This is a genomic window from Streptosporangium fragile, assembly GCF_039534445.1.
GTDB classification, from domain to species: domain Bacteria; phylum Actinomycetota; class Actinomycetes; order Streptosporangiales; family Streptosporangiaceae; genus Streptosporangium; species Streptosporangium fragile.
This window is the reverse complement of record NZ_BAAAVI010000018.1, coordinates 114,619-137,605: the sequence shown is the minus strand read 5'-3', so window position 1 is coordinate 137,605 and position 22,987 is coordinate 114,619. Positions and strand designations below refer to the sequence as shown.

The window sequence follows — 22,987 nt, the reverse complement described above, 5'->3', positions numbered from 1 at the left end:
CCCGGCTCCGCCCCTCGTGGCATTCCCGGCTCCGGCCTCCGCCGTGACCCCGGCCCCGGGCCCGCCCCCGCCCGGCGCTCGGGACCGGCCCCCGCCCGGCGCTCGGGACCGGCCCCCGCCCGGGGCTCGGGGCCCGCCTCCGGCCGCGGCAACGCCTCCCGCCTCGGCGGCGGGACGAGCCACAGGTGCGGCGCCTCCTGGGATCGCCGCCCGGTGCGCGCCTTTCTCGCGGTCCTGGATCGCCGTGTCGCCGCGGTCGGCTTCATCATGGCCCCCATCCCCTCGACCTGGCCGAACACATGTCGAAGAAAGATCGGCGAATCGAACACGATGTCGATCGAACTCCCGTACGATGTTGTACACCACGGCGTCGCCGATTTCGAGGACATTCGAACAGCTGTTTGAATATGATCTTCGTCCGAGATACGGTCGCTGTGTGCGACGCATTCGATACAGACCGGGAGGCGAGGAGTTCGTATGAGCGAACGCGACGAGAACGGTTCGGCCGCCAGCGACCTGGCGGTCCGCAGACGTGACTCCCTTGGCCTCACCCCCAGGCAGCGGAAGATCCTTGAGGTGATCCGCGACTCCGTGCAGCAGCGGGGCTATCCGCCGTCCATGCGCGAGATCGGCGAGGCGGTGCAGCTCACCAGCACCTCCAGCGTGTCGCACCAGTTGACGGCGTTGCAGCGCAAGGGCTACCTGCGCCGTGACCCACACCGCCCCCGCGCCCTGGAGGTCCGCCTTCCCGGCGAGCCCGTGCTCTGGGTCGACCCCGACTCCCGCGAGGACGAGACCCCGGTCAGCCGCCCGACCGCGGCGTACGTGCCGCTGGTCGGCCGGATCGCCGCCGGTGGTCCCATCCTCGCCGAGGAGAGCATCGAGGACGTGTTCGCCCTGCCGAAGCAGCTCGTGGGCGAGGGCACGCTCTTCCTGCTCCAGGTGACCGGTGACTCGATGATCGAGGCGGCCATCGCCGACGGAGACTGGGTGGTCGTGCGTCAGCAGCCGGTGGCCGACAACGGCGACGTGGTCGCGGCGATGATCGACGGGGAGGCCACGGTCAAGACCTTCAAGCGCAAGGACGGCCACGTCTGGCTGGTCCCGCACAACTCCAACTACGACCCGATCCCGGGTGACGAGGCCACCGTCCTCGGCAAGGTCGTGGCGGTGCTGCGCAAACTCTGAGGCGGCACGACGCGGAAACGCGGATCCCCGGCCGGGGATCCGCGTAGGGCGGCAGGCCGACCTCCGTGGCAAATCGAAGCGGATCCCCGGATGCGGGGATCCGCTTTTTTCGCATGTCTTGCCCCGTGTGCTTCCTGCGTGTCCTTCGCACGCCTCGGCCGCGGCGCCGTCGCCCCACCCACCGTGCGAGATCACCGTGCCGGCCGCGCGGTGGACGCCCCGCGCCGTACCTCAACGGCCTGGGCCCGTATCTCACGAGGCCGGAAGAGAGCCGGGGTGCCCGGCGAGCGGGCACCCCGGCGGCGGCTACGGGACGATGTTGACCAGCTTGGGCGCGCGGACGATGACCTTGCGCGGCGTGCCGGACAGGAACGCCTTCACCTTCTCCGAGGCGAGCGCCAGCGCCTCCAGGTCGGCCTCGGAGATCTCCGGGGAGACCTCCAGCCGGTCGCGCACCTTGCCCGCGACCTGGACGACACAGGTGACGGACTCCTGGACCAGCAGGGCCGGGTCGGCGACCGGCCAGCCGGCCCTGGCGACCGAGGCCGGGTGCCCCAGCCGCTCCCAGCCCTCCTCCGCGGTGTACGGCGCGACCAGCGACAGCATGACCGCCAGGGCCTCGGCCGCCTCCCGGACGGCCGGGTCGGCCGCGCCGGGTCCGGAGTCGATGGCCTTGCGGGCCGCGCTCGTCAGCTCCATCATGCGGGCCACCACGACGTTGAAGCGGTAGGCCTCGACCAGCTTGGTGACCTCGTCGACGATCTGGTGGACGGTCCTGCGCAGGTCCAGGTCGCCGGCGGCGAAGTCCACGCCTGGGGCGGAGGCCGCCCCGGCCTCCGCCATCACCCGGAAGGCGCGGGCCAGGAACTTCTGCGACGCCGCGGGCGAGACGTCGGCCCAGTCGATGTCGTCCTCGGGCGGACCCGCGAAGATCATGGTCAACCGGACGGCGTCCACGCCGTAGGAGTCGATCTGCTGGCCCAGGTCCACGCCGTTGCCCAGCGACTTCGACATCGCCTTGCCCTGGTTGATCACCTGCCCCTGGTTCAGCAGGCGGGTGAAGGGCTCGGTGAAGTCGACCATGCCCATGTCATGCAGGACCTTGGTGAAGAACCGCGAGTACAGCAGGTGGAGGATCGCGTGCTCGACGCCGCCGACGTACTGGTCGATCGGCCCCCACTGGCGGACCTTCTCCACGTCGAACGGGCCGCCCTCGTAGTCGGGGTCCACGTAGCGCAGGTAGTACCAGGAGGAGTCGACGAAGGTGTCCATGGTGTCGGTGTCACGCCGGGCGGCGCCGCCGCACTTGGGGCAGTCGACGTTCACCCAGTCCGTGGCCGCGGCCAGCGGGGAGACGCCCTTGGGCGCCAGGGCCTCGCCGCGCAGGTCGGGCAGGGTGACGGGCAGCTGGTCGTCCGGGACGGGAACCTCGCCGCAGTCGAGGCAGTGGATGATCGGGATCGGGCAGCCCCAGAAGCGCTGGCGGGACAGCAGCCAGTCGCGCAGGCGGAAGTTGACCGCCGGCTTGCCGGTGCCGCGCTCGCTCAGCACCTCGGTGATCTTCCGGATGGCGTCGGCCTTGTTCAGGCCGTCCAGGGGGCCGGAGTTGACCAGCGCGCCGTCGCCGGAGGTGGCGACGCCGGTCTCGCCGGGGTCGGCCATGCCGGTGTGCACCACGACCCGCACCGGCAGGTCGAAGGCGCGGGCGAAGTCGAGGTCACGCTGGTCGTGCGCGGGCACGGCCATGATGGCGCCGTGGCCGTAGTCGGACAGTACGTAGTCGGCCGCCCAGACCGGCATGCGCTCGCCGTTGACCGGGTTGATCGCGTACCGGCCCAGGAAAACGCCGGTCTTCTCCTTCTCGGTGGACAGGCGGTCGATGTCCGACAGCTTGGCCACCTCGGCCCGGTACGCCTCGAAGGCCGCCCGCTGCTCCTCCGCGACGATCTCCTCGGCCAGCGGCGCGTCCGGCGCGACCACGAAGAAGGTCGCGCCGTACAGGGTGTCGGGGCGGGTCGTGTAGACCGTGACCGGCTCGTCGCGGCCCTCGATCACGAAGTCGACGTCGGCGCCCTCGGAGCGGCCGATCCAGTTGCGCTGCATGCTCAGCACGCGCTCCGGCCAGCCGCCCTCCAGCTGGGCCATGTCCTCCAGCAGCCGGTCGGCGTAATCAGTGATCTTGAAGTACCACTGGGTCAGCTCGCGGCGGACGACCTCGGCGCCGCACCGCTCGCACCTGCCGCCGACGACCTGCTCGTTGGCCAGCACGGTCTGGTCATTGGGGCACCAGTTGACCAGGCCGCCCTTGCGGTAGGCCAGGCCGCGCTCGAAGAAACGGATGAACAGCCACTGGGTCCACCTGTAGTAGGTGGTGTCGCTGGTGTGCAGACGGGTCGACCAGTCGAAGGAGACCCCGTAACGCTTGAAGGAGGCCGCCTGAGTCTCGATGTTGGCGTAGGTCCACTCCGCCGGGTGGGCGTTGCGCTTGATCGCGGCGTTCTCCGCGGGCAGGCCGAAGGAGTCCCAGCCGACGGGGTGCAGGACGTTGTAGCCCTTCTGACACCAGTAACGCGCGACGACGTCGCCGATGCCGAACGCCTCGGCGTGGCCCATGTGCAGGTCGCCCGAGGGGTAGGAGAACATATCGAGCACGTAGCGCTTCTCGCGCGTGTCGGCGGGGTCGTCGGAAGCCCGGAAGGGGTCGAGCTCCTCCCACCGCTGCTGCCACTTGACCTGCAGCGCCTGCGGGTCGTAGTGCTGCTCGTCGCTCGCCATGTCGGCTCTGTCGCTCACGTTGAATCTTCCCTCGGTCTACGTCTGCGCGGATGATCTGACCCGTCCGGCCCCAATGGAAAAACCCCCCGCTCACGCGGAGGGCAGCCGCATCGGCCGGGCGCTCAGGGACGGGAAAGCCGATGCGGCCCGGTAAGCAGGGTCGCGGCACGCATAGCCCAAGCCTATCGCAGCCCGCAAGGCGTATTCGTGGCCTGGGAAAACAGAGCCGATCATGCGAAATGAGGGACAGACAGGCCGCCGGGTCAGCAGAATGGGGCTCGCATCCATACCGGGACGGACGAGATCCGACGGCTATGCACCTGTTGTGACCTCATATGTCCCTCCCGTCTACTCTTTTCACCGTGGCACACTCAGTCGAGCCGGGGCAGGGCCCGGATCCGTTGGAGGTCGGTCTCCCCTTGCAAGACCCACCGACCGATCCCACCGGGCTCCAGTTCAGGGGTGCGTTCTCCGGTTTCCCTGCGAACCACCCCGTCTCACGTGAGACCATGCCCAATACACACAATTCGGGCAACCACGCCGGAGGTAAGGAAAGCATGGCCTCGGAGCAGTCCAGCCAGTCCCACCTGCCCCCGGCATGGCCGGAGGCAGCGGAGCCGACGCCCTCCTGGGCGAACGACCCGCTGGGCACCGGTCCGCGGCTTCCCCGTCCCCAGGAGGAGCCGCAGGGCGGCTCCTGGCAGACCTCCCCCGGCGGCAACGGCTGGGCCCAGGCCATGGGCCCCCAGAACGACGCCTGGCAGAACGCCTCCGCGCCGCAGGGCGACACGCAGGGACACACCTCCCCCGGCGGCAACGGCTGGGCCCAGGCCATGGGCCCCCAGAACGACGCCTGGCAGAACGCCTCCGCGCCGCAGGGCGACACGCAGGGACACACCTCCCCCGGCAACAACGGCTGGCCCCAGCCCACCCCGGCGCAGAACGACTGGCAGAACACCTCCGGACCCCGCAACGACGTCTGGCAGAACGCCTCCGCGCCGCAGGGCGACGCGCGCGGGCAGGAAGACGGCGGCTCCTGGGGCGCCGCCGGCCGTTCCTCCGTCCGGCCGGACGACGGTGCGTGGCCGTCCGCCGCCTCTGCCGACGGCGGCACCTGGCCGCCGACGCCGCCGGGAGACGCCGTGTGGCCCCCGGCGCCTCCCACGGGCAACGACGTGTGGGCATCCGCCACCCCGTCGGACGGCGGCGCGCAGGGCGCAGGCTCCGCCGGGACGCAGGACCGGGTGTTCTCCCTGCCCTCCTGGGCGAACGCATCGATCGACGACCCCGCCGCCCCCGGCAGGGTGCCCCTCGACGGCGGCATGCCGCCCGGTGACGGCCACGGCGGCGGCGTGAGCGGCGACGGCTCCGGGAACGGCTTCGGGAACGGTCCTGGAAACGGCATCGGCACCGGTCACGGGAGCGGGAACGGCGGCCCGGCCAATGAGACCATGCGGATCAGCTACGGCGTACCGGACAATCCCGCCATGTGGGCTATGGCCGCGGCGCAGGCCGCCCCCGCCGCGTCACCCCAAGACGCTCCTGTTCAGCATGGCGGAACCGGCTCCCAGCCCACGCAGGCCCACCCCGGCCGGCCCATGCACCCCGATCAGCCCGCGTACCCCGGCCAGCCCATGCACGCGCAGGCCCACCCCGGCCAGCCCATGCAGGCTCACCCCGGCCAGCCCATGCAGCCCGGTCACCACCTGAGCCGCGACCCCTCCGACCCGAACAAGCCGTTCGTGACCGCGGGCCAGATCAGCGGCCCGAAGACGCCTCCGCCGGATCGCCAGCAGGAGCTGTGGGACACGGTCTTCGGTGAGGACTACCAGGCCATGGAGGACGAGGACGAGGCCCAGGGCAGGCCCGTCTGGATCTTCGCACTGGCCGGTTCCGTGGTCATCGCGCTGGTCGGGGCCACGATCTGGGCGTTCCTGGCCGGGCCGTTGGCCTCCGCCGACGAGGATGTCGTCGCGGACCCCAAGCCCTCCGCGACCGCGAAGAAGACCACCAAGCCCGCCGCCGTCGGCCGGTTGCCTCGCTTCACCGGCAAGGCGTCCCCGGTGGCCGGAACGCTCGTCGACCAGCCTGCGGGGATCACGCTGGCCAAGCTCGGCGCTCCCTGGCGGCAGGACCAGCGCCCGACGGTGTCCACCACCTACGGCTTCACGACCCGCCAGTATCTGCTCGCGGGCACCGACTCGACGGGCAAGAACCAGTTCGCCCAGATCATGTCGGGTCCGCTGTCTCCGCGGCTGAAGAGCAAGTACACCTCGCCGACGAACCTCGCCCCGGTCATCAACGCGGTGGCGTCCACCGGCCGCAAGAGGTTCTTCCCGGAGGGCAACACCGCCCGCAAGACCGCGCAGCAGACCCTGTCGGTGAACGGCAAGCCGGGCCAGCTGGCGGCGTACGAGATCACCTCGGGTGACATCAAGACGACCATGGTCGTGGCGGCGGTGAGCACCGGTGCCGACGTGCCGGCGATCGTCTACATGTCCGTGCCGGACACCAAGAAGGAACTGTTGCCCGACGTGAACACCGTGTTCAAGTCGATCAAGCTGCAGGGCCAGTGAGCCGGGGCGCGCGGCCCATGTGCTCGATGCCGTCGACGGAGCTGAAGTAGGGCCGTTCCGGCGTGCCGCCCTCGATCCGGGGGAGGCGCCGGAGCGGCTCGCGGACCAGAGCCCTTCCGTGATCTGCCGGGATCGGCGGTCTCCGGCATCGCCGATCCCGGCAGATCACGGAAACCCCGGCTGCCCCACCCCCGGCGTGTTCCGCCCCGGGCGGGCGGCGCGTGGCACCGAAGACGACCGGCCCGCAGGGGCCCACGTGCCCTGCGGGCCGGTCGTCTTCGGCGGCGCGTCCGCCCGCTGCCGCGGCAGGATCTCCGGACCGGTGGGCCGGTCCGGGGACCTGTGCCGTCAACCGCGGGGTCCCCGAGGCGTTGACCAGGTGCTCGGTACCGAATGCGCCTCACGTAGTGGGACAGGAACGCGAATCCGGCTCGCTAGAAGGCGCACTCCATATGCTTGATGCCGTTGATGAAGCTGGAGCGCAGGCGGTCGGGCTCGCCGACGGAACGGATCTCCGGCAGGCGGGTGAACAGCTCGCGGAACATCACGGTGATCTCACGGCGGGCCAGATGCGCGCCGAGGCAGAAGTGCGGGCCCGGACCGCCGAAGCCGACGTGCGGGCCCTCGGTTCGCGCGATGTCGAAGCGGTACGGGTTGGTGAAGACGGCCTCGTCCCGGTTGGCGGCCCAGTAGAACAGCAGGACCTTGTCCCCCTCGCGGTAGAGCCGGCCGTTCATCTCGTGGTCGCGGGTGAGGCTGCGGCGCATCCAGGCGACGGGCGAGGCGAGGCGGACGATCTCCTCGACCGCGCCGGGCATGCGCCCGTCGAGGTCGGCGAGGAGGAGCGCCCGCTGGTCGGGGTTCTCGGTGAACAGGTGCAGGCCGTGGGAGATGGCGTTGCGGGTGGTCTCGTTGCCCGCCACCACCAGCAAGATGAAGAACGAGCCCAGCTCCTGCATCGTCAGCTTCTCACCGTCGATGTTGGCGCTGGTCAGGGCGGTGGTGAGGGTGTCGCCGCCCTCGGCGGCCAGGGAGACGACGAGTTCCTGGAGCGTCTGCCCGGCGCCGAGGAGCAGTTCGGCGGCGCGGGAGAGGTCGGTGATGAACTCGGGGTCTCCGCCCGAGAGGATGATGCTGGTGGCGTCGAAGACCGTCTGGTAGTCCTTCTCCGGGATGCCCATCATGTCGCAGATGATCTTCAAGGGGAGTTTGGCGGCCACCTCGGTCACGAAGTCACAGCCCGGTCCGGCGGCGATCAGGTCGTCGACGATCCGCGCCGCGGCGGCCTCGACATCGGCCTCGAACTGCTTGATCATCTTGGGCGTGAACGCCCGCGAGACGATCCGGCGCAGGCGCGCGTGCCGCGGGTCGTCCATATTGATCATCGAGCCGAAGTACTCGTTGAAGTCGGGGCCGAGGTCCTGGATGGACGTCGCCCCGCGACCCGAGGAGAAGATCTCGGGATGACGGCTCGCCTCGACGATGTCCGCGTGCCGCACCAGGGCGTAGTAGCCGGGACCGGGCGGCGCGAAGGGAATCTCGGGCTCGGCGAACCGGATCGGGCCCGGTTGGGCGCGGAGCACCGCGAAGGCGGCCTCGCGCTCGGCCATCGGCCGCTCCCAGAACGCGATGTCCGACAGATCGATATCCGCTAGCGAAACCGTCACACCAGCCTCCACTAGAATGGCGTTCTGTTTTGCAGATCCTGCCACATGTCGTTCAGCCCAGCCAGTCCAGGATGAGATCGTTGACCTCCCGGGGCCGCTCCAGGTGGAGGAAGTGCCCGGCCGCAAGGACGTGTTCGACCCTGGACCCGGGCGGGAGGAAGCTCGCCGCCTGGTCGACCTGGTCCACCCCCATGCAGCCGTCGCGGACCCCGTGGAGATAGAGGATCGGCACATCCCGGCCGGTCGCGGCCTGCTCGGCGGCGTAGCGGCCGGTGGGTGCCACGGTGCCGAGCATGGCCCGGTAGTAGCCGATCGCGGCGGCGAGGTTCGCCGGGGCGCCCAGGCTCCGCCGTACGAGCGCGACGTCCTCGGTCGCGTCGTAGCCCGGCGACCAGTCCCGCCACAACCCCTCGATGAAGCCGTCCCGCGACGCGGCGGCCTCGGCCAGTCCGGTCTGGAAGAGGAAGACGTAGAACGACCGCTTGAGCTGCTCGTAGTCGAAGAACGTCTCCAGCACGGCGCCCGTCGGGGGCACCGCCATCGCGACCCCCGTGCGCCAGCGCTCGGGGGCGAAGGCGGTGGCTCCGTAGACCGGAAAGGCACCCCAGTCGTGCCCGATGAGCACCGCGTCGCCGTCGCCGCCGAGCACCTCGTGCAGCGCGCAGGCGTCGGCGACCAGCGCGCCGCCCTCGTAGGCTCCGTCCGAGGGGATGGACGTCGGCGCGTAGCCGCGCATGAACGGCGCGACCGCCCGGTAGCCACGCGCGGCCAGCTGGGGCATCAGGTGCCGCCAGGTGTGCGCGGTGTCGGGGAATCCGTGCAGGCACAGCGCCAGTGGCCCTCGCCCCATCTCCAGGTACGCGAACTCGACGCCGTTGGCGGTGACGGTCTTGAGGTTCTCGGTACGGATGTCGGCGGGGCCGTCGCCCGCGGGGCGGATGTCCATGAGGTGGAACCTAACACTCGCTTGGCCTTCGCGGACGCCGATGTCCCACGTGGGACGCCGGGGCGGGCACCCCGGCGATCAGGTGGTGTACGACATGTGCTTGATGCCGTTGATGAAGTTGGACAGCAGATAGGAGGGCTCCCCGCTGGAGCGGATCTCGGGGAGACGGGTGAACAGCTCGCGGAACATCACGGTGATCTCACGGCGGGCCAGATGCGCGCCGAGGCAGTAGTGCGGGCCCGGACCGCCGAAGCCCACGTGCGGGTTGGGGTGGCGGGTGATGTCGAAGGTGTCGGGGTCGGTGAAGACGGCCTCGTCACGGTTGGCGGAGTTGTAGAAGAGCAGGACCTTCTCGCCCTTACGGTAGAGTCGGCCGTTCATCTCGTGGTCGCGCGTGACCGTACGGCGGAACTGGATCACCGGCGTCGAGTAGCGGACGATCTCCTCGACCGCGCCGGGGATGTGCTCCTCGAAGTCGCTCAACAGCAGCTCACGCTGCTCGGGGTTGTCGGTGAGCAGCTTGAGCCCGTGGGAGATGGCGTTGCGCGTGGTCTCGCTGCCGGCGACGACCAGGAGGATGAAGAACGACCCCAGTTCCTGCGGGGTGAGCGACTCGTCGCCGTTGACGAGCATGCTGGTCAGGTCACCGGTGGAGGCGCCGCGGCGCTCCCTGCCGAGCCTGGCGGCCAGCCGGTTCAGCTCGCGCCCGGCGGCGATGAGTTTGACCAGGCCACGGGCGACGTTCCAGCGGGTGAGTTCGGGCCGGATCCCGGTGTACTCCGCGTCGGCGTTGCCGAGGATGACGTTGGTCGCACGCAGGACCTGCGGATGGAACCGCGGGGGGATGCCCATCATGTCGCAGATGACCTGGACGGGCAGCCGGGCGGCGATCTGGGTGACGAAGTCGCCCGGTCCCTCGGCGATCGCCTCGTCGACGATCCGGGTCGCCGCCCGCTGCAGGTCTTCCTCCATCTTGGCCAGGATTCTGGGCGTGAAGGCCCGCGAGACGATGCGGCGGAGCCGGGCGTGCCGGGGATCGTCCATGTTGATCATTGAGCCGAAGTAGACCGCCAGCCAGCGTGGCATGTCGGCGATGCTGTTGGCGGTCGGCTCGCTGCTGAACACCCCGGCGTTCCTGCTGGCCTCGGTGACGTCGGCGTGCCGTACGAGGGCGTAGTAGCCGGGCCCGTGCCCGATGAAGGGAATCTTGTTCTCTTTCGTGAACACGGGCCGGTCGAGCTGCCGGAGCCGCTTGAAGGCATCCATGCGCTCCGCCTGCGGGAGCGACCAGAACGGGATCTCTGAAAGGTCGACATCCGTCGTTTTCACCGTCATCTGCCCAGATTTGAGCAAGTAAGCACTTACGTCAAGTGTGACCCCCGGCACACCGGAACCAGATCACAGGTGAAGGATGTGGGCGTCGACCTCCCGGCGCAGGACACCGCTGAGTCCTTCGCACAGGTCTGTCACGGCCTGCTCGTACTCCGGCGTCCCGCCTTCGATGCGGTAGGAGACCACGCGGACGGTGTCGCTGTACAGAGGGACGTAACGGTCCGTCTCAGGGTGATCCACCCAGCCAAGACGTCCGTGCCACCCGCTCTCCGTGGCGGCCTGGGCGATCAGAAGCCCGGCGCCCATGGCCCGGCCGACCGCGACGACCGCGGCCATCACCTTGTCGGCCAGTTCGTCGCCGCGCACGCGCCGGGAGACGACGAGCCGGCTCACCTCGAGGACCGGTCCACCGACCGCCCCCGCCATCCTGAGCACCTCGTCGTACCGCTCCGCCCCCAGGTGCCGCCGCGTGTGGAACAGGGTGGTCAGCTCCGGCGGCACGAGGCGGACGCAGGCGGAGATCCTGTCCTCCGACCACAGGTGCGCGGTCATGTGCCAGGAGCCGAAGTCGACCTCATCCGCGTCGACGTAGCGGCCGACGTCGTCGCAGAAGTACGGCCGCCTGCCGTTGTCGTACATGACCTTCCCCCGGAACTCGTGGATCTCCGTCAGCCACGCCTCGGCCCGGCCGAGAGCCGGCTGCTTGCGGATCCGCAGCTCGATCTCATTGCCGCCGATGGGGGTGAGCGCCGATCTCACCGGGGACCCCGAGTCGGGAAACGGGGAGGCGACGGCATCGGCGTCACGGCCGTGTCGCCGGGACCGTCCTCCGGGAGCGTTCCGCGTTGGTCCGTCACTGCGCTCATGTCGTCTGCCTCATCGCCTCACTGTCATCGCTCGCCCGGCGGCAGCGGGACGGTCATGACCGCGGCCGCCACGAGAGAACCGGCGACCGACGGCACATGCCCCCGTCCTCGGGAGACTCTTCCGCGATCCATGGGGATACGCGGGCTGAGGCCCGCCGCACCGCCGGTTCGAGGGGTTTCCCGATCGCCCTTCACGCTAGACCCCGGGAAGCCCCCGCCGATCCCCCTGGGGGCCGATTTCCGATCACCCGCCGGGCTGACGACTCGTTCCGACGGCGTCCGGGCGCGGGAGGCGAACCCCCGGACACGCGACGGGCCGCCGTGCCGCACGGCGTCCGGTCCGCGGAGAGCGGAGCCCCGGGCGCACGACAAGCCGTCACGGCGGACACCGGCCGTACCGGTGACGTCCGCCGTGACGGCCGGGTTCACCCGCCGCCGCTGCCCGGCGGCGTCAGCTCCGCTGGACCGGGCCGCTCAGCACGATGTCGTCGACCACCATCGCGCCGCCGAATTTCAAGCCCCAGATCATGTAGTAGTCACCGAAGTCGTTCGTGGTGAACGTCACCGACTTCGACCGCACGTCCCCGTCCGCGGGTTCGGGCCAGAACGTGACCCCCACGTCCTGGGAGGACCCTCCGGCGGTGCTGCGAGCCCGGAAATAGGGGGACGTCTGTTCGTGGACCTGGAGAAGCCGGTATCTGAAGGTCACCGTGTAGGTGGTCCGGGGGGCGAGCTTCAGCTTGGCCGGGTCGGACCGCAGGAGCTCCGACCACTCCTGCGTCTGCGGGGACTCGCCGTACACGGAGTGGTTCCCCGCCACGCGCTGGACCGGATCAGAGGTGATGCGCCCGTTCGCCGGGGAGTAGACCGAGTTGTCGAACGAGCCCTCCTCGAAGCTCTCCTTGACGCAGCGGCACGGCCCCGCCGAGCCGTCGTAGCGGCCGGTCCACGTGGCGTCGACGCCCGTGGAGACGTTCTTCACCGTGACGGTGACCTCCTGGCCGTCCGGGACGGCGGGGATCGTCGTCTCGAACCCGTGGCGCGGCCCGTACTGCGGGTACCTGGCGCCGATGTCCGGCCGGTCGACGTTCGCCAGGACGGTCTTGACGGGCTTGCCGCCCGCGCGGATCGAGACCGAGACGGCGTTCGTGGTGTCCCAGTCGATCGCCCAGCCCCTCACCAGGACGTTCTCACCCTGCCAGCTCACCTCGTCGAGATATCCGTGCGGGGTGTGACTCTCGTCGTGGTCCTTGCAGTCGATCAGCTGGCTCACGTCCGCCGAGGAGCCGTACACGCACACCGTGTGGTTGCCGTCCCCGGAGATGTGCTGGATCCACGCCTCGAAGCCGTGGCCGGATCCGAAGGCGGGGAAGCTCTGAGCCACTCCCGGGTGCGGGGCGGACGCGGCCATCGTGACGCGCGGCAGCCCGTCCACGGTGACGTCGAGGCGCGCCGGGTCGGCGGTGTACGGATCGATCAGCCACCCGCGGAAGACGGAGAACGTCCCGTTGGGGGTCGCCACGGTGTGGAGGTACTGTTCGACGTGCCCGAACGGCCGGGTGTCGTAACGGAGGCAGCCGAGGTTCGCGTAGGTGTAGCTCGCGTAGGCCTGCACACAGACGGTGTGCTCCCCCCTGGCCGCCGGGAGGGGGATGGTGAAGTCGAAGCCGTGGTAGTCGCCGTTCCCGACGTCGGGCCGGTACGTGTTGGCCCACCCCCAGTACGACTCCGCGCTGTTCTTCCTGGCGACCACCTGGATGGCCTTGGTGGGGGCCAACTCGTCGAGGGCCCACCCCCTGAGCCTGATCTGCCCCGGCTCGAACGTGATCCCATCGAAATATCCCACGATACTGGTCTCGGGGACGGCGGAGCTTCGCGCGGAGTCCCCGGTCCCGGGGATTTCCTCACCCTCGGGGCCGGAGGTCGGCGGCCAGGGTCGGGGGAAGCCGGCCGGGGGCTTGTCGAGCCTGGTCGTCGCGGGGAGCTCGGGCTTGCGCTCCACCGGCGGCGGGAGCGCCTGGCGGTCGAACTCGTTGGGCGTGTAGGGCTTCACTTTCTTCCCAGACTTGCCCTTCTTATCGGGATTGCCGGAGGGCTGGAGGTCCGGTTCCTCCGGTGCGACGGCCCGCAGGACGCCCGCGGGCTCGGCCCGCGCCACCGTCAGGGCGGACGAGCCGGCCGGTTTCGCCGGCGCGTCCGGGCCGGCCTGAGCCGGCGAAGCCGTCATGACCAGCAACAGCGAGCCCAGCAGGCCCGCCGCCAGAGTGGCGGTTGTTCTTCTTCGCATCGATGTTCCTCTGGTTACCTTCACGGGCGGTCGGTTCCACGGGCCGATACCGGTGGCGCGGCGTGCGGACCGGTTCGGCGACCGGCCCGCACGCCGGGAGGGGACGGCGCTACGCCGCGGGGACGCGGAACATCCCGTCGATGCCCTGCAGCAGGCTGACAGCGTCCTTGACCTGGGGGACACCCTCGGTGTAGAGGCCCTCGACGAGTTCCTTGGAGTGCTGCTCGTACCGCGACCGCAGGACGTCCGTGCCGTACCGGGCGAACGCCAGGACCGTGTTCCCGATCGGGTCAGCGGTCCACTCGTCGACCGGCAGGCGGCTCCTGCCGTACCAGCTCGTGCAGTCGAGCAGCCACTGGTGTGACTGGCCCACGAACGGATCGAAGGAGACGGGGCTCGTGCAGGGTGAGCCCGCCTCGCCCGAGGGGGCGCACTGCTCGTAGTTCTGCTTGGCTCTGCGGAAGACATCGGTGATCACGGTGTCGCCGCCCACGTCGGAGGGCAGCCGCTCGGCCCCCGTCAGCACCGTCTGCATGATCTCGTCCTTGCCGAGCGCGGTCGCCCAGCCGGACCGGGTGTAGGCCTGGAGCAGCCGCATGGCCCTGGTCACCTTGGCGTTGGCCTCGAACAGGGGCTTGCCCGCGGTGGTCAGGTCGCTGACCACCCTGTCGTAGTAGGTTTTCTGGCGTCCGGTGAGGAACCGGGCCGCCCTGTCCCGCGCGTCGGTGAGAATCGCCTCGTCACTGGTGACCGTCGCCTTGGCCTCGAAGTACTTCTTGTAGCCGTTCTCCACCCACCTGTCGAGGTAGTAGCTCTGCTGGTTGCAGAAGTAGACCGTCGTGTCGCCCGGAGGGATCTGCCCGAGACGGGTGCGGCAGATCACGCCGAGGGGCTGGCTGAACGACCACGTGCGGTAGGTCTGCGCCGTACCGTTGGGCCACGTGAGCTGCATTTTCATGACGACGGACAGATCCGCCGTCCTCGTCAGCACCTGGTCGGTCACGCTCGACTGCTCGTTCGTGAGGCCCGAGGTGTGGCACAGCGTCAGCGTGGGGCGGTCGGCCTCGGGGAAGGCGTAGAGGGCCATGAGGATCGCGTTCGGGAGCTGGGCCTGCGAGACGACGCTCGGACGCGCGAGGTCCCGGGGCACGGTGGGCGCGCACGACGGGACGGTGGCGGGGCCGTCCGGCGTGGTGCCCGCGGGCAGCGCCTGGTCGGCCGTGCCGAACAGCCTGTAGCCCTTGCCGTCGGTGACCTCCTTCTGAATCCGCTTCAGTTCCTCGGACAGGTCGGCGACGGCCTTCTTGTAGTCCCCGGTCAGGCCGGTGAACAGGTCGTTGGTGCGCGTGCCGTCCGCGCGGGGCTCGGCCAGCGGCTTGCTCAGCTCCCGGGCCGCGCTCTCGATCTCCAGCCCCCTGGCGACGATGTCCGCGGTGCGCTGGCCGTCGATCTGCTTGGCGTAGTTCTGGTTCTCCATCGCCATCCGCACGTAGCCGTGGGCCATCGTGAGCCAGACGGCCAGGTTCGGGGGGTTGGAGGCCTGCGCGGGCCACGTGTGGCGCTTCTTGCCGTACCAGCTCAGGAAGCCGTCGGCGCCTCCGGAGGCCTCGTAGGTGTCCAGCAGCGCGACGGGATTGCCCTCGTGCTGCAGGTAGTTGCTGGGGCTCGGGACGAACGGCTCCTCTCTGGCCTGGGTGACGGCCGAGAAGTGCAGCTCGTTCATCACGGCGGCGTACTCGTCGAGCGTCGGGATCGGCTTCCCGTACGTCTTCTCGTACCCGATGTACCTGTTCATCGCCGCGCGGGCGTCCTTCAGGTTGGTGTTCTGCAGCGACTTGATGATCTCGGCGGCCCAGGTGTCCACGCTCTGCTGGATCCCCTGCAGCTGTCCCTGGATCTGCGTCAGCTGGGCGACCGTCGCCTGCTGCAGCTTGAGGATCTCGTCGAACTTGCCCATCATGTCGCCGTAGATGACGTTCAGCGCCTCGTTCACCCGGCTGAACTGCTCGTTCATGGCGTTGTGCAGGTTCGCGACCTCCTGGCGGAGCTGGCCGAGCTGCTCCATGATCAGTTGCTCCGGGGTGGGCTGCCCGGCCTGGAAGAGGGGCAGCAGGTCGCTGATCGCGCTGATGACGTTCCCGGTGAGCGCCGCGGTGCCCATCGAGAAGATCGCCTTCCCGATCCCCTTGCCTGCGATCTTGGGGAGGTACTCGTTGACGGCGGTGGCGATCCTGATGGCCGCCGCGCCCACGCCCGCCGCCTGCTTGGCGGCTTTCTCGTCGGCGAAGCCGATCAGGGTGGTGAGCAGCCCGATGCCCTGCGCGACGGCGTCGATGTCCTCCTGGCGTTTCTTCGACTCCTCAAGGGCCGTCTCGTAGGCCGAGGGCGGCGGGGGCGGCGTGTGGCTCCTCCAGTCGAAGGCGCCGTCGTAGCCGTTCTGCAGCCCGTCGATCGCGTAGATCGCCTTCCTGATGTTGCCGTTGTTCCGCTCCAGGAGCCGGGCGAGCTGCTTGACGATCTCCTGCTTGTATCTTTCGTCGTTTTTCTGGTACTGCAGGATCGCCTCGATGTCCATCATGGACTTCAGCTGCGGATCGGCGAGCAGCTCCTCGGTCGTGGCGTTGGCCGTGATACCGGCGAAGAACCCGATCTGGCCATTCCAGACCTTCACGTAAGGATTGTCAGGTCCAAGCTTTTCCGCCATATCCCGCACATCTCCGGCGACCCTCCCGTTCCATTTGTCCAGGGTGACGCCGGCCTCCTTGCTGAGAAGCTGGTTCGCGGCCACCGCGTTCTGCCAGCTGTCGTACTCCTGCGCGGGTGCCACCGCGAATCCCTGGAACACCGTGCTGAGGGCCGTGGCGGCGGGCGCGAGTTTCGGATGCCCGGAAACCATCTGGCTGAGTTTGCCGAGGGTCTGCGCCGCGTTCGTCAAGGAGAATCCCCCGGCGCCCTTCATCATGCCGTCGATGTGATTCGACATATCCAGGAGATCCTGGACGATCTCCTCCTCCGATTTTCCGGGGCTGCTTTTCGACCAGCCCACGAGAAGCGAGCTGAGGACGACGTTCTTGTAGAAGTTAGGGCTGTGCAGGCGCATGTTGAGGGCGTGCAGCCGGTTGTTCAGCGCCTTGGTTTCCTCCGGGCTCGGCGCGGCGGAGGCCACGGCCGGAACCCCCTGCAGCAGGGTCGCCGTCAGGACGAATGCCAGCATCGCCGCGAGCGCCCGGGACAGCCGGGCCGTCCCCTTCCTCCGGCGGCGCACGCGGCCGTCACTTCTCCGTGTCGATCTCACTGATCATCTTCTCTCAGGTGGGAGGCCCGCATACCGGGTCACGGCACGATCGGAAAACAGGGGGCGCGGAACGCCGGCGCCCGACGGCCGGAGAGGCGTCCGCGCGCGGGAAGAACATTCACCCGTGGCGGTGAACGACCGTCAGACGCGGGGACGCGCCCTCCGACTGACATGCGATACCGGGGAGAGGAAATCGGCGGGGCACGGGAAATCACCCGCGCGGGCCGGTGCGACAGGAGACAGCCGCGCCGCTGCCTTTCTACTCACACGAATGCTCACCCGAATAAATGAAAAGGAGCAAACAAATGACACCACCGTGCGGCCGACTCTCTTCCCGGAACCACCGAAAGGGTAGGCTCGCGCGGGCCCGTGCCTATCCGTCCCGCAGGTGATCGGAAATCAGCCCACGGGATGACTACTTTCCCGCCCGCTCCGATCCGCGCACGACCGGCCACCTTCGGTGAGAGGAGAAGGGCGCGGGGTGGCACGCCGCACCGGGCGGCGACGAAGCTCGGCGCCCCCGGCGAGATCCGGTGCCCCCGGCGGGATCCGCCGCTCTCCGGAGGTGGAGCGAGCCCGGCTCAGCGGTCGGCGATGATCAGATCCGCGGCCCTCTCGGCGATCATGATGGCGGGGGCGTGGGTGTGGCCGCGGTTGATGACCGGCATGATCGAGACGTCGGCGACCCGGAGACCGGCGATGCCGCGCACCCGCAGGGCGGGATCCACCACCGACCCGTCGTCCTCGCCCATCCGGCAGGTGCCGACCGGGTGGTAGAGGGTCTCGCTGCGCTCGCGGATCCAGCGGACGAGTTCCTCCTCGGTCTCCGCGCCCCAGTACGGGTCCATGGGCGGCCCGGCGAGCGGGGCGAGCGCCGCGGTGGCGAACAGTTCCTTGGCCTTTCTCAGCCCGGCGACCTGGCGCCGGACATCGGCCTCCGCGGTGAGATAGCCGGGGTCGATCACCACGTCTTGGCCGTTCAGGGAGATCCTGCCGCGGCTCTCGGGCTGCAGCAGGATCGAGGCGATGGTCAGGCCGTGGCCGGGGGGCGGGACGAGGCCGTGACTGATGAAAGGGCCGGGAGCGAAGATCAACTCGATGTCGGGGGCGGGCTCGTCCGGGGACGTGCGGATGAACGCCACCGCCTCGCCGACGTTGGAGGTGAGCTTGCCGCTACGGCCGACCAGGAAGCGGAGCAGGTTGCCGAGCGAATCGGCGCCGGCGAGCGTGATCGGCCGGGGGCAGTGCAGGACGATGCCCGACGCCAGGTGGTCCTGAAGGTTCCTGCCGACCTCGGGCAGGTCGTGAACCGGCTCGACCCCCTCGGCCCGCAGTTCGTCGGCCGGGCCGACGCCCGAGAGCATCAGCAGGTGCGGCGAGCCGACCGTCCCGGCCGCCAGTACGACCTCCGCGCGGGACCGCACCACCGCGCCGTCGCCGTACGCGACGCCGACCGCCCGGCCGTTCTCGATCAGGACCGACCGCACGTGCGAGGAGGTCAGCACGGTGAGGTTGGGCCGCCGAACCGCGGGCCTGAGGTAGGCGTCGGCCGAACTCCAGCGGCGGCCCCGGTACTGGGTGACGGGGGTGGGCGAGCAGCCCTCGTTGGAGGGGCCGTTGAGCTCGTCCAGCCGGACGATGCCCAACTCCTCGCAGGCCAGCAGGAACCGCTCGGTGGCGGGGTTCGGCGAGCGCAGCTCGGAGATGTGGACGGGCCCGTCGGTGCCGTACACGCCGCCGCGGTCGGGGCCGGCGCGGCGCTCGCTGCGCCGGAAGTACGGCAGGACCTCGTCGTAGGACCAGCCTGGCACGTTCCATCCGTCGTAGTCGGCGCGGTGCCCCCGTACCCACATCTGGCCGTTCATCGAGGAGGAGCCGCCGAGCATCCTGCCGCGCGGCCAGTACAGCTCCCGACCGGCCAGCTCCGCCTGCTTGGCGGTGGTGAAGTCCCAGTCGTACTCGGTCTTGAACAGCTTGACGAACCCCACGGGCATCCGGATCTCAAGCCTGTCGTCCGGCCCGCCCGCCTCGATGAGGGCGACCGTGACATCTGGGTCCGCCGAGAGCCGGTTGGCCAGGACGCATCCGGCCGATCCCGCGCCGACGATGACATAGTCGTACTCCACGCGCACTGACCCCTCCTCGCACCGACGGTCAGCTCGCCTCCCCCGTAAGCGGGCTCTTATCTGCTCCTCCTTATCCCCCCTTCCATTGCCCGTCAATTTGTAATACGGGTTACCTACCGGTAGGTATCTCCGGCTGCCAGTATGGGCAACGTCAGAGCTTGCTCGGAGGAGGACGCACCATGCTCAACCTGTCGGTCGCCCTGGAGGACAGCGCCCGGGAGTGCCCCGACCGCACCGCACTGGTCTTCGGCGACCTGCGTCTGCCGTACTCCCTGGTCAACACCGTCGCGAACCAGGTCGCCAACCTGTTGGTCTCCCGGGGTGTGGGCAAGGGTGACAAGGTCGCGATCGCCTGTCCCAACCTGCCGTACTTCCCCTTCGTCTACTACGGCATCCTCAAGGCCGGCGCCACGGTCGTGCCGCTCAACGTGCTGCTGCAGTCCAGGGAGATCGCCTACCACCTGGAAGACTCCCACGCCAAGGCGCTGTTCTGCTTCGAGGGCACTCCGGAGCTGCCGCTGGGCGAGCGCGGCAAGGCGGGGTTCGAGGCGGCGCCGTCGACGGAGCACTTCTTCGTGCTGCCCGCCACCGCCTTCGCCACCGAGTCGGAGTACGGCGAGACGCTGTGGGCGGCGCTGGACGGCGTGTCCGGCGAGTTCGAGACCGTGCAGACCTCGCCCGACGACACCGCGGTGATCCTCTACACCAGCGGCACCACGGGCCAGCCCAAGGGCGCCGAGCTGACCCACCAGAACATGCTGCTCAACGCCATGGTCTCGGACGAGATGTTCCCCCGCACCGAGGGCGGCGACGCCTACCTGGCGGTGCTGCCGCTCTTCCACTCCTTCGGGCAGACCGTCATCATGAACGCCGGGTTCCGGCGCCGGGCGACCCTCGTGCTCATGCCGCGCTTCGAGCCCGGACCGGCCCTGGAGCTGATGCGCGCCGAGAACGTCACGCTGTTCGCGGGCGTGCCGACCATGTACTGGGCGATGCTGACGAAGATCCACGCCGACGGCGACGAGGTGCCCACCTCGCTCAAGGTGGCGGTCGCGGGCGGCGCCTCCTCCCCCGTCGAGGTGCTCAAGGACTTCGAGAAGACCTTCGGCGTCGGCATCCTGGAGGGGTACGGCCTGTCGGAGACCTCCCCGGTGGCGAGTTTCAACCAGCTCGGCAAGCCCACCAAGCCCGGTACGATCGGCACGCCGATCTGGGGCGTGGAGATGAAGCTGGTCGACGGCGACTGGAAGACGATCGAGGGCGAGGGCCCCGGCGAGATCGCGATCCGCGGCCACAACGTCATGAAGGGCTACTACAACCGGCCCGAGGCGACCGCGGAGGTCATGAGGGACGGCTGGTTCCGCACCGGCGACATCGCCACCCGCGACGCGGACGGCTACTACGCCATCATCGACCGGGCCAAGGACATGATCATCCGCGGTGGCTTCAACGTCTACCCGCGTGAGATCGAAGAGGTCCTCATCACGCACCCCGAGGTCTCCCTGGCGGCGGTGCTGGGCGTCCCCCACGACTCGCACGGCGAGGAGGTCAAGGCCTACGTGATCCGCACCCCCGGGGCGACCCTCACCGAGGAGGAGCTGGTCGCCTGGTGCAAGGAGAACATGGCGGCCTACAAGTACCCGCGGATCATCGAGTTCCGCGACGCCCTGCCGATGACCGCCACCGGCAAGATCCTCAAGCGCGAGCTCCGCTGAACGTGGTACGGCACCCCGGGCGCGGGTCCCGCTGAGCGTACGGGCATCCCGAGCGCGGGTTCCACCGGTGTGGGGTGGAGGGGACGCCGCCCCACGGCCGGGTGGCGTTCCTTCCACCCCGGTCCGGAGCTTCCGCTCTGCCCCGGAAAGCCGAGGGCATAGGCCGGGTCTGCCCGCCGTGAGGCGCCGGTCAAGTGCGTTTCCACCCCGGCCGTCGGGGTAGGCGGCCCCTGAATTCCAGGGGGAGTCTCAGGGGGAGAAATGACAAGTCATGGCGACACCGTGGTCAGTGTCCTCACCACCGACCATCGCGAGGTGGAGCAGCTCTTCGAGCAGTTGGAGGCGCTCCGCGGCACCGGTGACGAGGAGCGGCGTCAGCAGCTCACCGAAAAGGTGATCACCGAGCTCGTCAAACACGCGATCGCCGAGGAGGCCTACCTCTACCCGGCCACCCGCAAGTTCGTCCCCGGCGGGGACGCGCTGGCCGACCGGGAGCTCTCCGAGCACGCCGAGGCGGAGCAGCTGATGAAGGAGCTGGAGGGGACCGGCGCCGACGACCCGCGCTTCGACCAGCTGCTCAGCCAGTTGACGAGCACGATCCGGCAGCACATCCAGGAGGAGGAGAGCACGCTCTTCCCCCAGCTGGAGCAGCACGCCGACAGTGAGGAGCTGCGGGAGCTGGCCGGCAAGATCCAGGCGGTCAAGAAGATCGCCCCGACCCGGCCGCACCCCTCGGCGCCCGACACCCCGCCGGCCAACAAGCTGCTCGCCCCGGGCGTCGGGCTGGTGGACCGCGTCCGCGACCTGCTGAGCGGGCGGGGCAAGGAGTGACCGCCGCCCATCGGGCGCTGTCGCGCGCCGGAGCCGGACATCGCCGGCCCCGGCGCGCGACCGGGACGGAGCCCGCCCCGGGCTCAGATCAGGAGCGAGACCGGGGCCGGGAGGATCAGGGCCAGTCGAGGGCCGGCCGGAGCGGCACGCCGGACCGCCCCTCCGCGTCGAGCTTGACGGCGAGGATCTGGTGGAGCTGGACCTTGTTGCGCTCGAAGCCGACCACGCAGGCCGCCATGTAGAGCCGCCAGACCCGCGCCGTGCCCTCGCCGACCTCCCTGACCGCCTCGTCCCAGTGCTCGTCGAGGTTCGCGCACCAGTAGCGGAGCGTCTGCGCGTAGTGCTCGCGCAGGTTCTCCTCGTGGCGGATCTCGAAGCCGATGTCCTCGATCTGGCGGGCCAGGTAGCCGACCGACTCCAGCTCCCCATCCGGGAAGACGTAGCGGTTGATGAAGCCGCCGGCGTTGATGGTCTTCTCGACGCCCGTCGGCCGGGTGATGCAGTGGTTCAGCAACCGCCCGCCGGGGACCAGCTTGTCGTACAGGAAGCGGAAGTAGAACGGCAGCTGCTCCTTGCCGATGTGCTCGGTCAGGCCGATCGAGCTGACGGCGTCGAAGCCGGTCTCCTTCACGTCGCGGTAGTCCATGTGGCGGACCTCGGCGAGCTCGCCGAGACCGGCCTCCGCGATGGCCTTCTGCGCCCACTCGGCCTGCTGGCGCGAGAGGGTGACGCCGAGCACCTTGACCCCGTACTCCCGGGCGGCGTGCATGACCATGCCGCCCCAGCCGCAGCCCACGTCCAGCAGCCGCATGCCGGGCTTGAGACCGAGCTTGCGGGCGACGAGATCGAACTTGACACGCTGGGCCTCTTCCAGCGTGGCGTCCTGCTCCGGGAAGACGGCGCAGGTGTAGGCCATGGACGGGCCCAGCACCCACCGGTAGAAGGTGTTGGAGACGTCGTAGTGGTGGTGGATCGCCTCCGCGTCGCGCTGCTTGGCGTGCCTGCTGCCCAGCCGGGCCAGCATGCTGCGCCGCACCTCCTGGGGAGGCGGGGGTACCCGCGTCAGCAGCGGGCGGACGCCGAGAGCCCGCGCGGCCGCGAGCTTCTCGCCGAGGGGGATGTCGTTGAGCGTGAGCGCCCACATGCGCGACAGCAGCGTGTACAGGTCGCCGTGGACATCGATGTGACCGGATACGTACGCTCTGGCGAGACCCAGCTCGCCCGGAGCCTGCGCCAGATACGCGACGGCGGTCGGGGTCTTCACCTCAACGGTGATGTCCGCACTGGCAGAACCGGCCTTGCTTCCGTCGTAGGCGACGAGACGCACTCCGGTCTCGGGGCCCATGACCTTCTCGAAGATCTCTGCGAGTAACACAGAAACAA

The 22,987-nt window shown here is 69.6% G+C and carries 14 protein-coding genes; 5 read left to right on the top strand and 9 right to left on the bottom strand.

What is annotated here, in order from left to right; translation table 11 throughout:
* Nucleotides 1-213 precede the first annotated feature (213 nt).
* Both ABD841_RS14815 and lexA read left to right on the top strand, forming a co-directional pair.
* Nucleotides 214-405 carry a hypothetical protein gene (locus ABD841_RS14815; RefSeq protein ID WP_344971676.1) on the top strand — a complete coding sequence of 64 codons (192 nt, stop codon included), beginning with the start codon at nucleotides 214-216 and terminating at the stop codon, nucleotides 403-405.
* 72 nt (nucleotides 406-477) lie between these two features.
* Nucleotides 478-1,188, top strand: a complete 711-nt coding sequence (gene lexA / locus ABD841_RS14810) for a transcriptional repressor LexA (protein WP_344971674.1) — start codon at nucleotides 478-480, stop codon at nucleotides 1,186-1,188.
* A 306-nt stretch (nucleotides 1,189-1,494) separates the two neighbouring features.
* Here the strand turns inward: lexA and leuS are convergent, their stop codons facing one another.
* Nucleotides 1,495-3,963 carry a leucine--tRNA ligase gene (gene leuS / locus ABD841_RS14805; RefSeq protein ID WP_344971687.1) on the bottom strand — a complete coding sequence of 823 codons (2,469 nt, stop codon included), beginning with the start codon at nucleotides 3,961-3,963 and terminating at the stop codon, nucleotides 1,495-1,497.
* Between the two features lie 557 nt (nucleotides 3,964-4,520).
* On the opposite strand from leuS, the gene ABD841_RS14800 reads away from it, so the two are divergent.
* The gene (locus ABD841_RS14800) at nucleotides 4,521-6,539 is read left to right on the top strand and encodes a hypothetical protein (protein WP_344971672.1); all 2,019 of its coding nucleotides are present in this window, start codon (nucleotides 4,521-4,523) and stop codon (nucleotides 6,537-6,539) included.
* Nucleotides 6,540-6,973: 434 nt separating this feature from the next.
* Here ABD841_RS14800 and ABD841_RS14795 read toward each other — a convergent pair whose 3' ends face one another.
* The 7 genes from ABD841_RS14795 to ABD841_RS14765 form a co-directional block, all read right to left on the bottom strand.
* Nucleotides 6,974-8,149 (bottom strand): cytochrome P450, encoded by a 1,176-nt coding sequence (locus tag ABD841_RS14795; RefSeq protein ID WP_344971684.1) that lies wholly within the window; start codon nucleotides 8,147-8,149, stop codon nucleotides 6,974-6,976.
* Nucleotides 8,150-8,258: 109 nt separating this feature from the next.
* Nucleotides 8,259-9,152, bottom strand: coding sequence for an alpha/beta fold hydrolase (locus ABD841_RS14790; protein WP_344971670.1), 894 nt, complete (start codon nucleotides 9,150-9,152; stop codon nucleotides 8,259-8,261).
* Nucleotides 9,153-9,230: 78 nt separating this feature from the next.
* On the bottom strand, nucleotides 9,231-10,487 hold the full coding sequence (locus tag ABD841_RS14785; RefSeq protein ID WP_344971668.1) for a cytochrome P450: 1,257 nt from the start codon (nucleotides 10,485-10,487) through the stop codon (nucleotides 9,231-9,233).
* Nucleotides 10,488-10,550: 63 nt separating this feature from the next.
* Nucleotides 10,551-11,243 carry a GNAT family N-acyltransferase gene (locus ABD841_RS14780; RefSeq protein ID WP_344971666.1) on the bottom strand — a complete coding sequence of 231 codons (693 nt, stop codon included), beginning with the start codon at nucleotides 11,241-11,243 and terminating at the stop codon, nucleotides 10,551-10,553.
* Between the two features lie 558 nt (nucleotides 11,244-11,801).
* The gene (locus ABD841_RS14775; protein WP_344971664.1) at nucleotides 11,802-13,637 is read right to left on the bottom strand and encodes a hypothetical protein; all 1,836 of its coding nucleotides are present in this window, start codon (nucleotides 13,635-13,637) and stop codon (nucleotides 11,802-11,804) included.
* A gap of 109 nt (nucleotides 13,638-13,746) precedes the next feature.
* Nucleotides 13,747-16,902 carry a hypothetical protein gene (locus ABD841_RS14770; protein WP_344971662.1) on the bottom strand — a complete coding sequence of 1,052 codons (3,156 nt, stop codon included), beginning with the start codon at nucleotides 16,900-16,902 and terminating at the stop codon, nucleotides 13,747-13,749.
* 611 nt (nucleotides 16,903-17,513) lie between these two features.
* Nucleotides 17,514-19,058: a GMC family oxidoreductase gene (locus tag ABD841_RS14765; protein ID WP_344971660.1), complete on the bottom strand. Its 1,545-nt coding sequence runs from the start codon at nucleotides 19,056-19,058 to the stop codon at nucleotides 17,514-17,516.
* A 179-nt stretch (nucleotides 19,059-19,237) separates the two neighbouring features.
* Between ABD841_RS14765 and ABD841_RS14760 the strand changes: the two genes are divergently transcribed.
* Nucleotides 19,238-20,773 (top strand): long-chain-fatty-acid--CoA ligase, encoded by a 1,536-nt coding sequence (locus ABD841_RS14760; RefSeq protein ID WP_344971658.1) that lies wholly within the window; start codon nucleotides 19,238-19,240, stop codon nucleotides 20,771-20,773.
* Nucleotides 20,774-21,034: 261 nt separating this feature from the next.
* Complete coding sequence (locus tag ABD841_RS14755; RefSeq protein WP_344971656.1) at nucleotides 21,035-21,604, top strand: hemerythrin domain-containing protein; 570 nt, start codon at nucleotides 21,035-21,037, stop codon at nucleotides 21,602-21,604.
* A 115-nt stretch (nucleotides 21,605-21,719) separates the two neighbouring features.
* On the opposite strand, the gene ABD841_RS14750 is transcribed toward ABD841_RS14755, so the two are convergent.
* On the bottom strand, nucleotides 21,720-22,979 hold the full coding sequence (locus ABD841_RS14750) for a class I SAM-dependent methyltransferase (protein WP_344971654.1): 1,260 nt from the start codon (nucleotides 22,977-22,979) through the stop codon (nucleotides 21,720-21,722).
* Nucleotides 22,980-22,987: the final 8 nt, after the last annotated feature.

Excerpts from the sequence above, each read along its gene's own strand:
- lexA (WP_344971674.1), top strand. The coding sequence starts at position 478 with ATGAGCGAACGCGACGAGAACGGTTCGGCCGCCAGCGACCTGGCGGTC.
- leuS (WP_344971687.1), bottom strand. The coding sequence starts at position 3,963 with ATGGCGAGCGACGAGCAGCACTACGACCCGCAGGCGCTGCAGGTCAAG.
- ABD841_RS14800 (WP_344971672.1), top strand. The coding sequence starts at position 4,521 with ATGGCCTCGGAGCAGTCCAGCCAGTCCCACCTGCCCCCGGCATGGCCG.
- ABD841_RS14795 (WP_344971684.1), bottom strand. The coding sequence starts at position 8,149 with ATGGCCGAGCGCGAGGCCGCCTTCGCGGTGCTCCGCGCCCAACCGGGC.
- ABD841_RS14790 (WP_344971670.1), bottom strand. The coding sequence starts at position 9,152 with ATGGACATCCGCCCCGCGGGCGACGGCCCCGCCGACATCCGTACCGAG.
- ABD841_RS14785 (WP_344971668.1), bottom strand. The coding sequence starts at position 10,487 with ATGACGGTGAAAACGACGGATGTCGACCTTTCAGAGATCCCGTTCTGG.
- ABD841_RS14775 (WP_344971664.1), bottom strand. The coding sequence starts at position 13,637 with ATGCGAAGAAGAACAACCGCCACTCTGGCGGCGGGCCTGCTGGGCTCG.
- ABD841_RS14760 (WP_344971658.1), top strand. The coding sequence starts at position 19,238 with ATGCTCAACCTGTCGGTCGCCCTGGAGGACAGCGCCCGGGAGTGCCCC.
- ABD841_RS14755 (WP_344971656.1), top strand. The coding sequence starts at position 21,035 with ATGACAAGTCATGGCGACACCGTGGTCAGTGTCCTCACCACCGACCAT.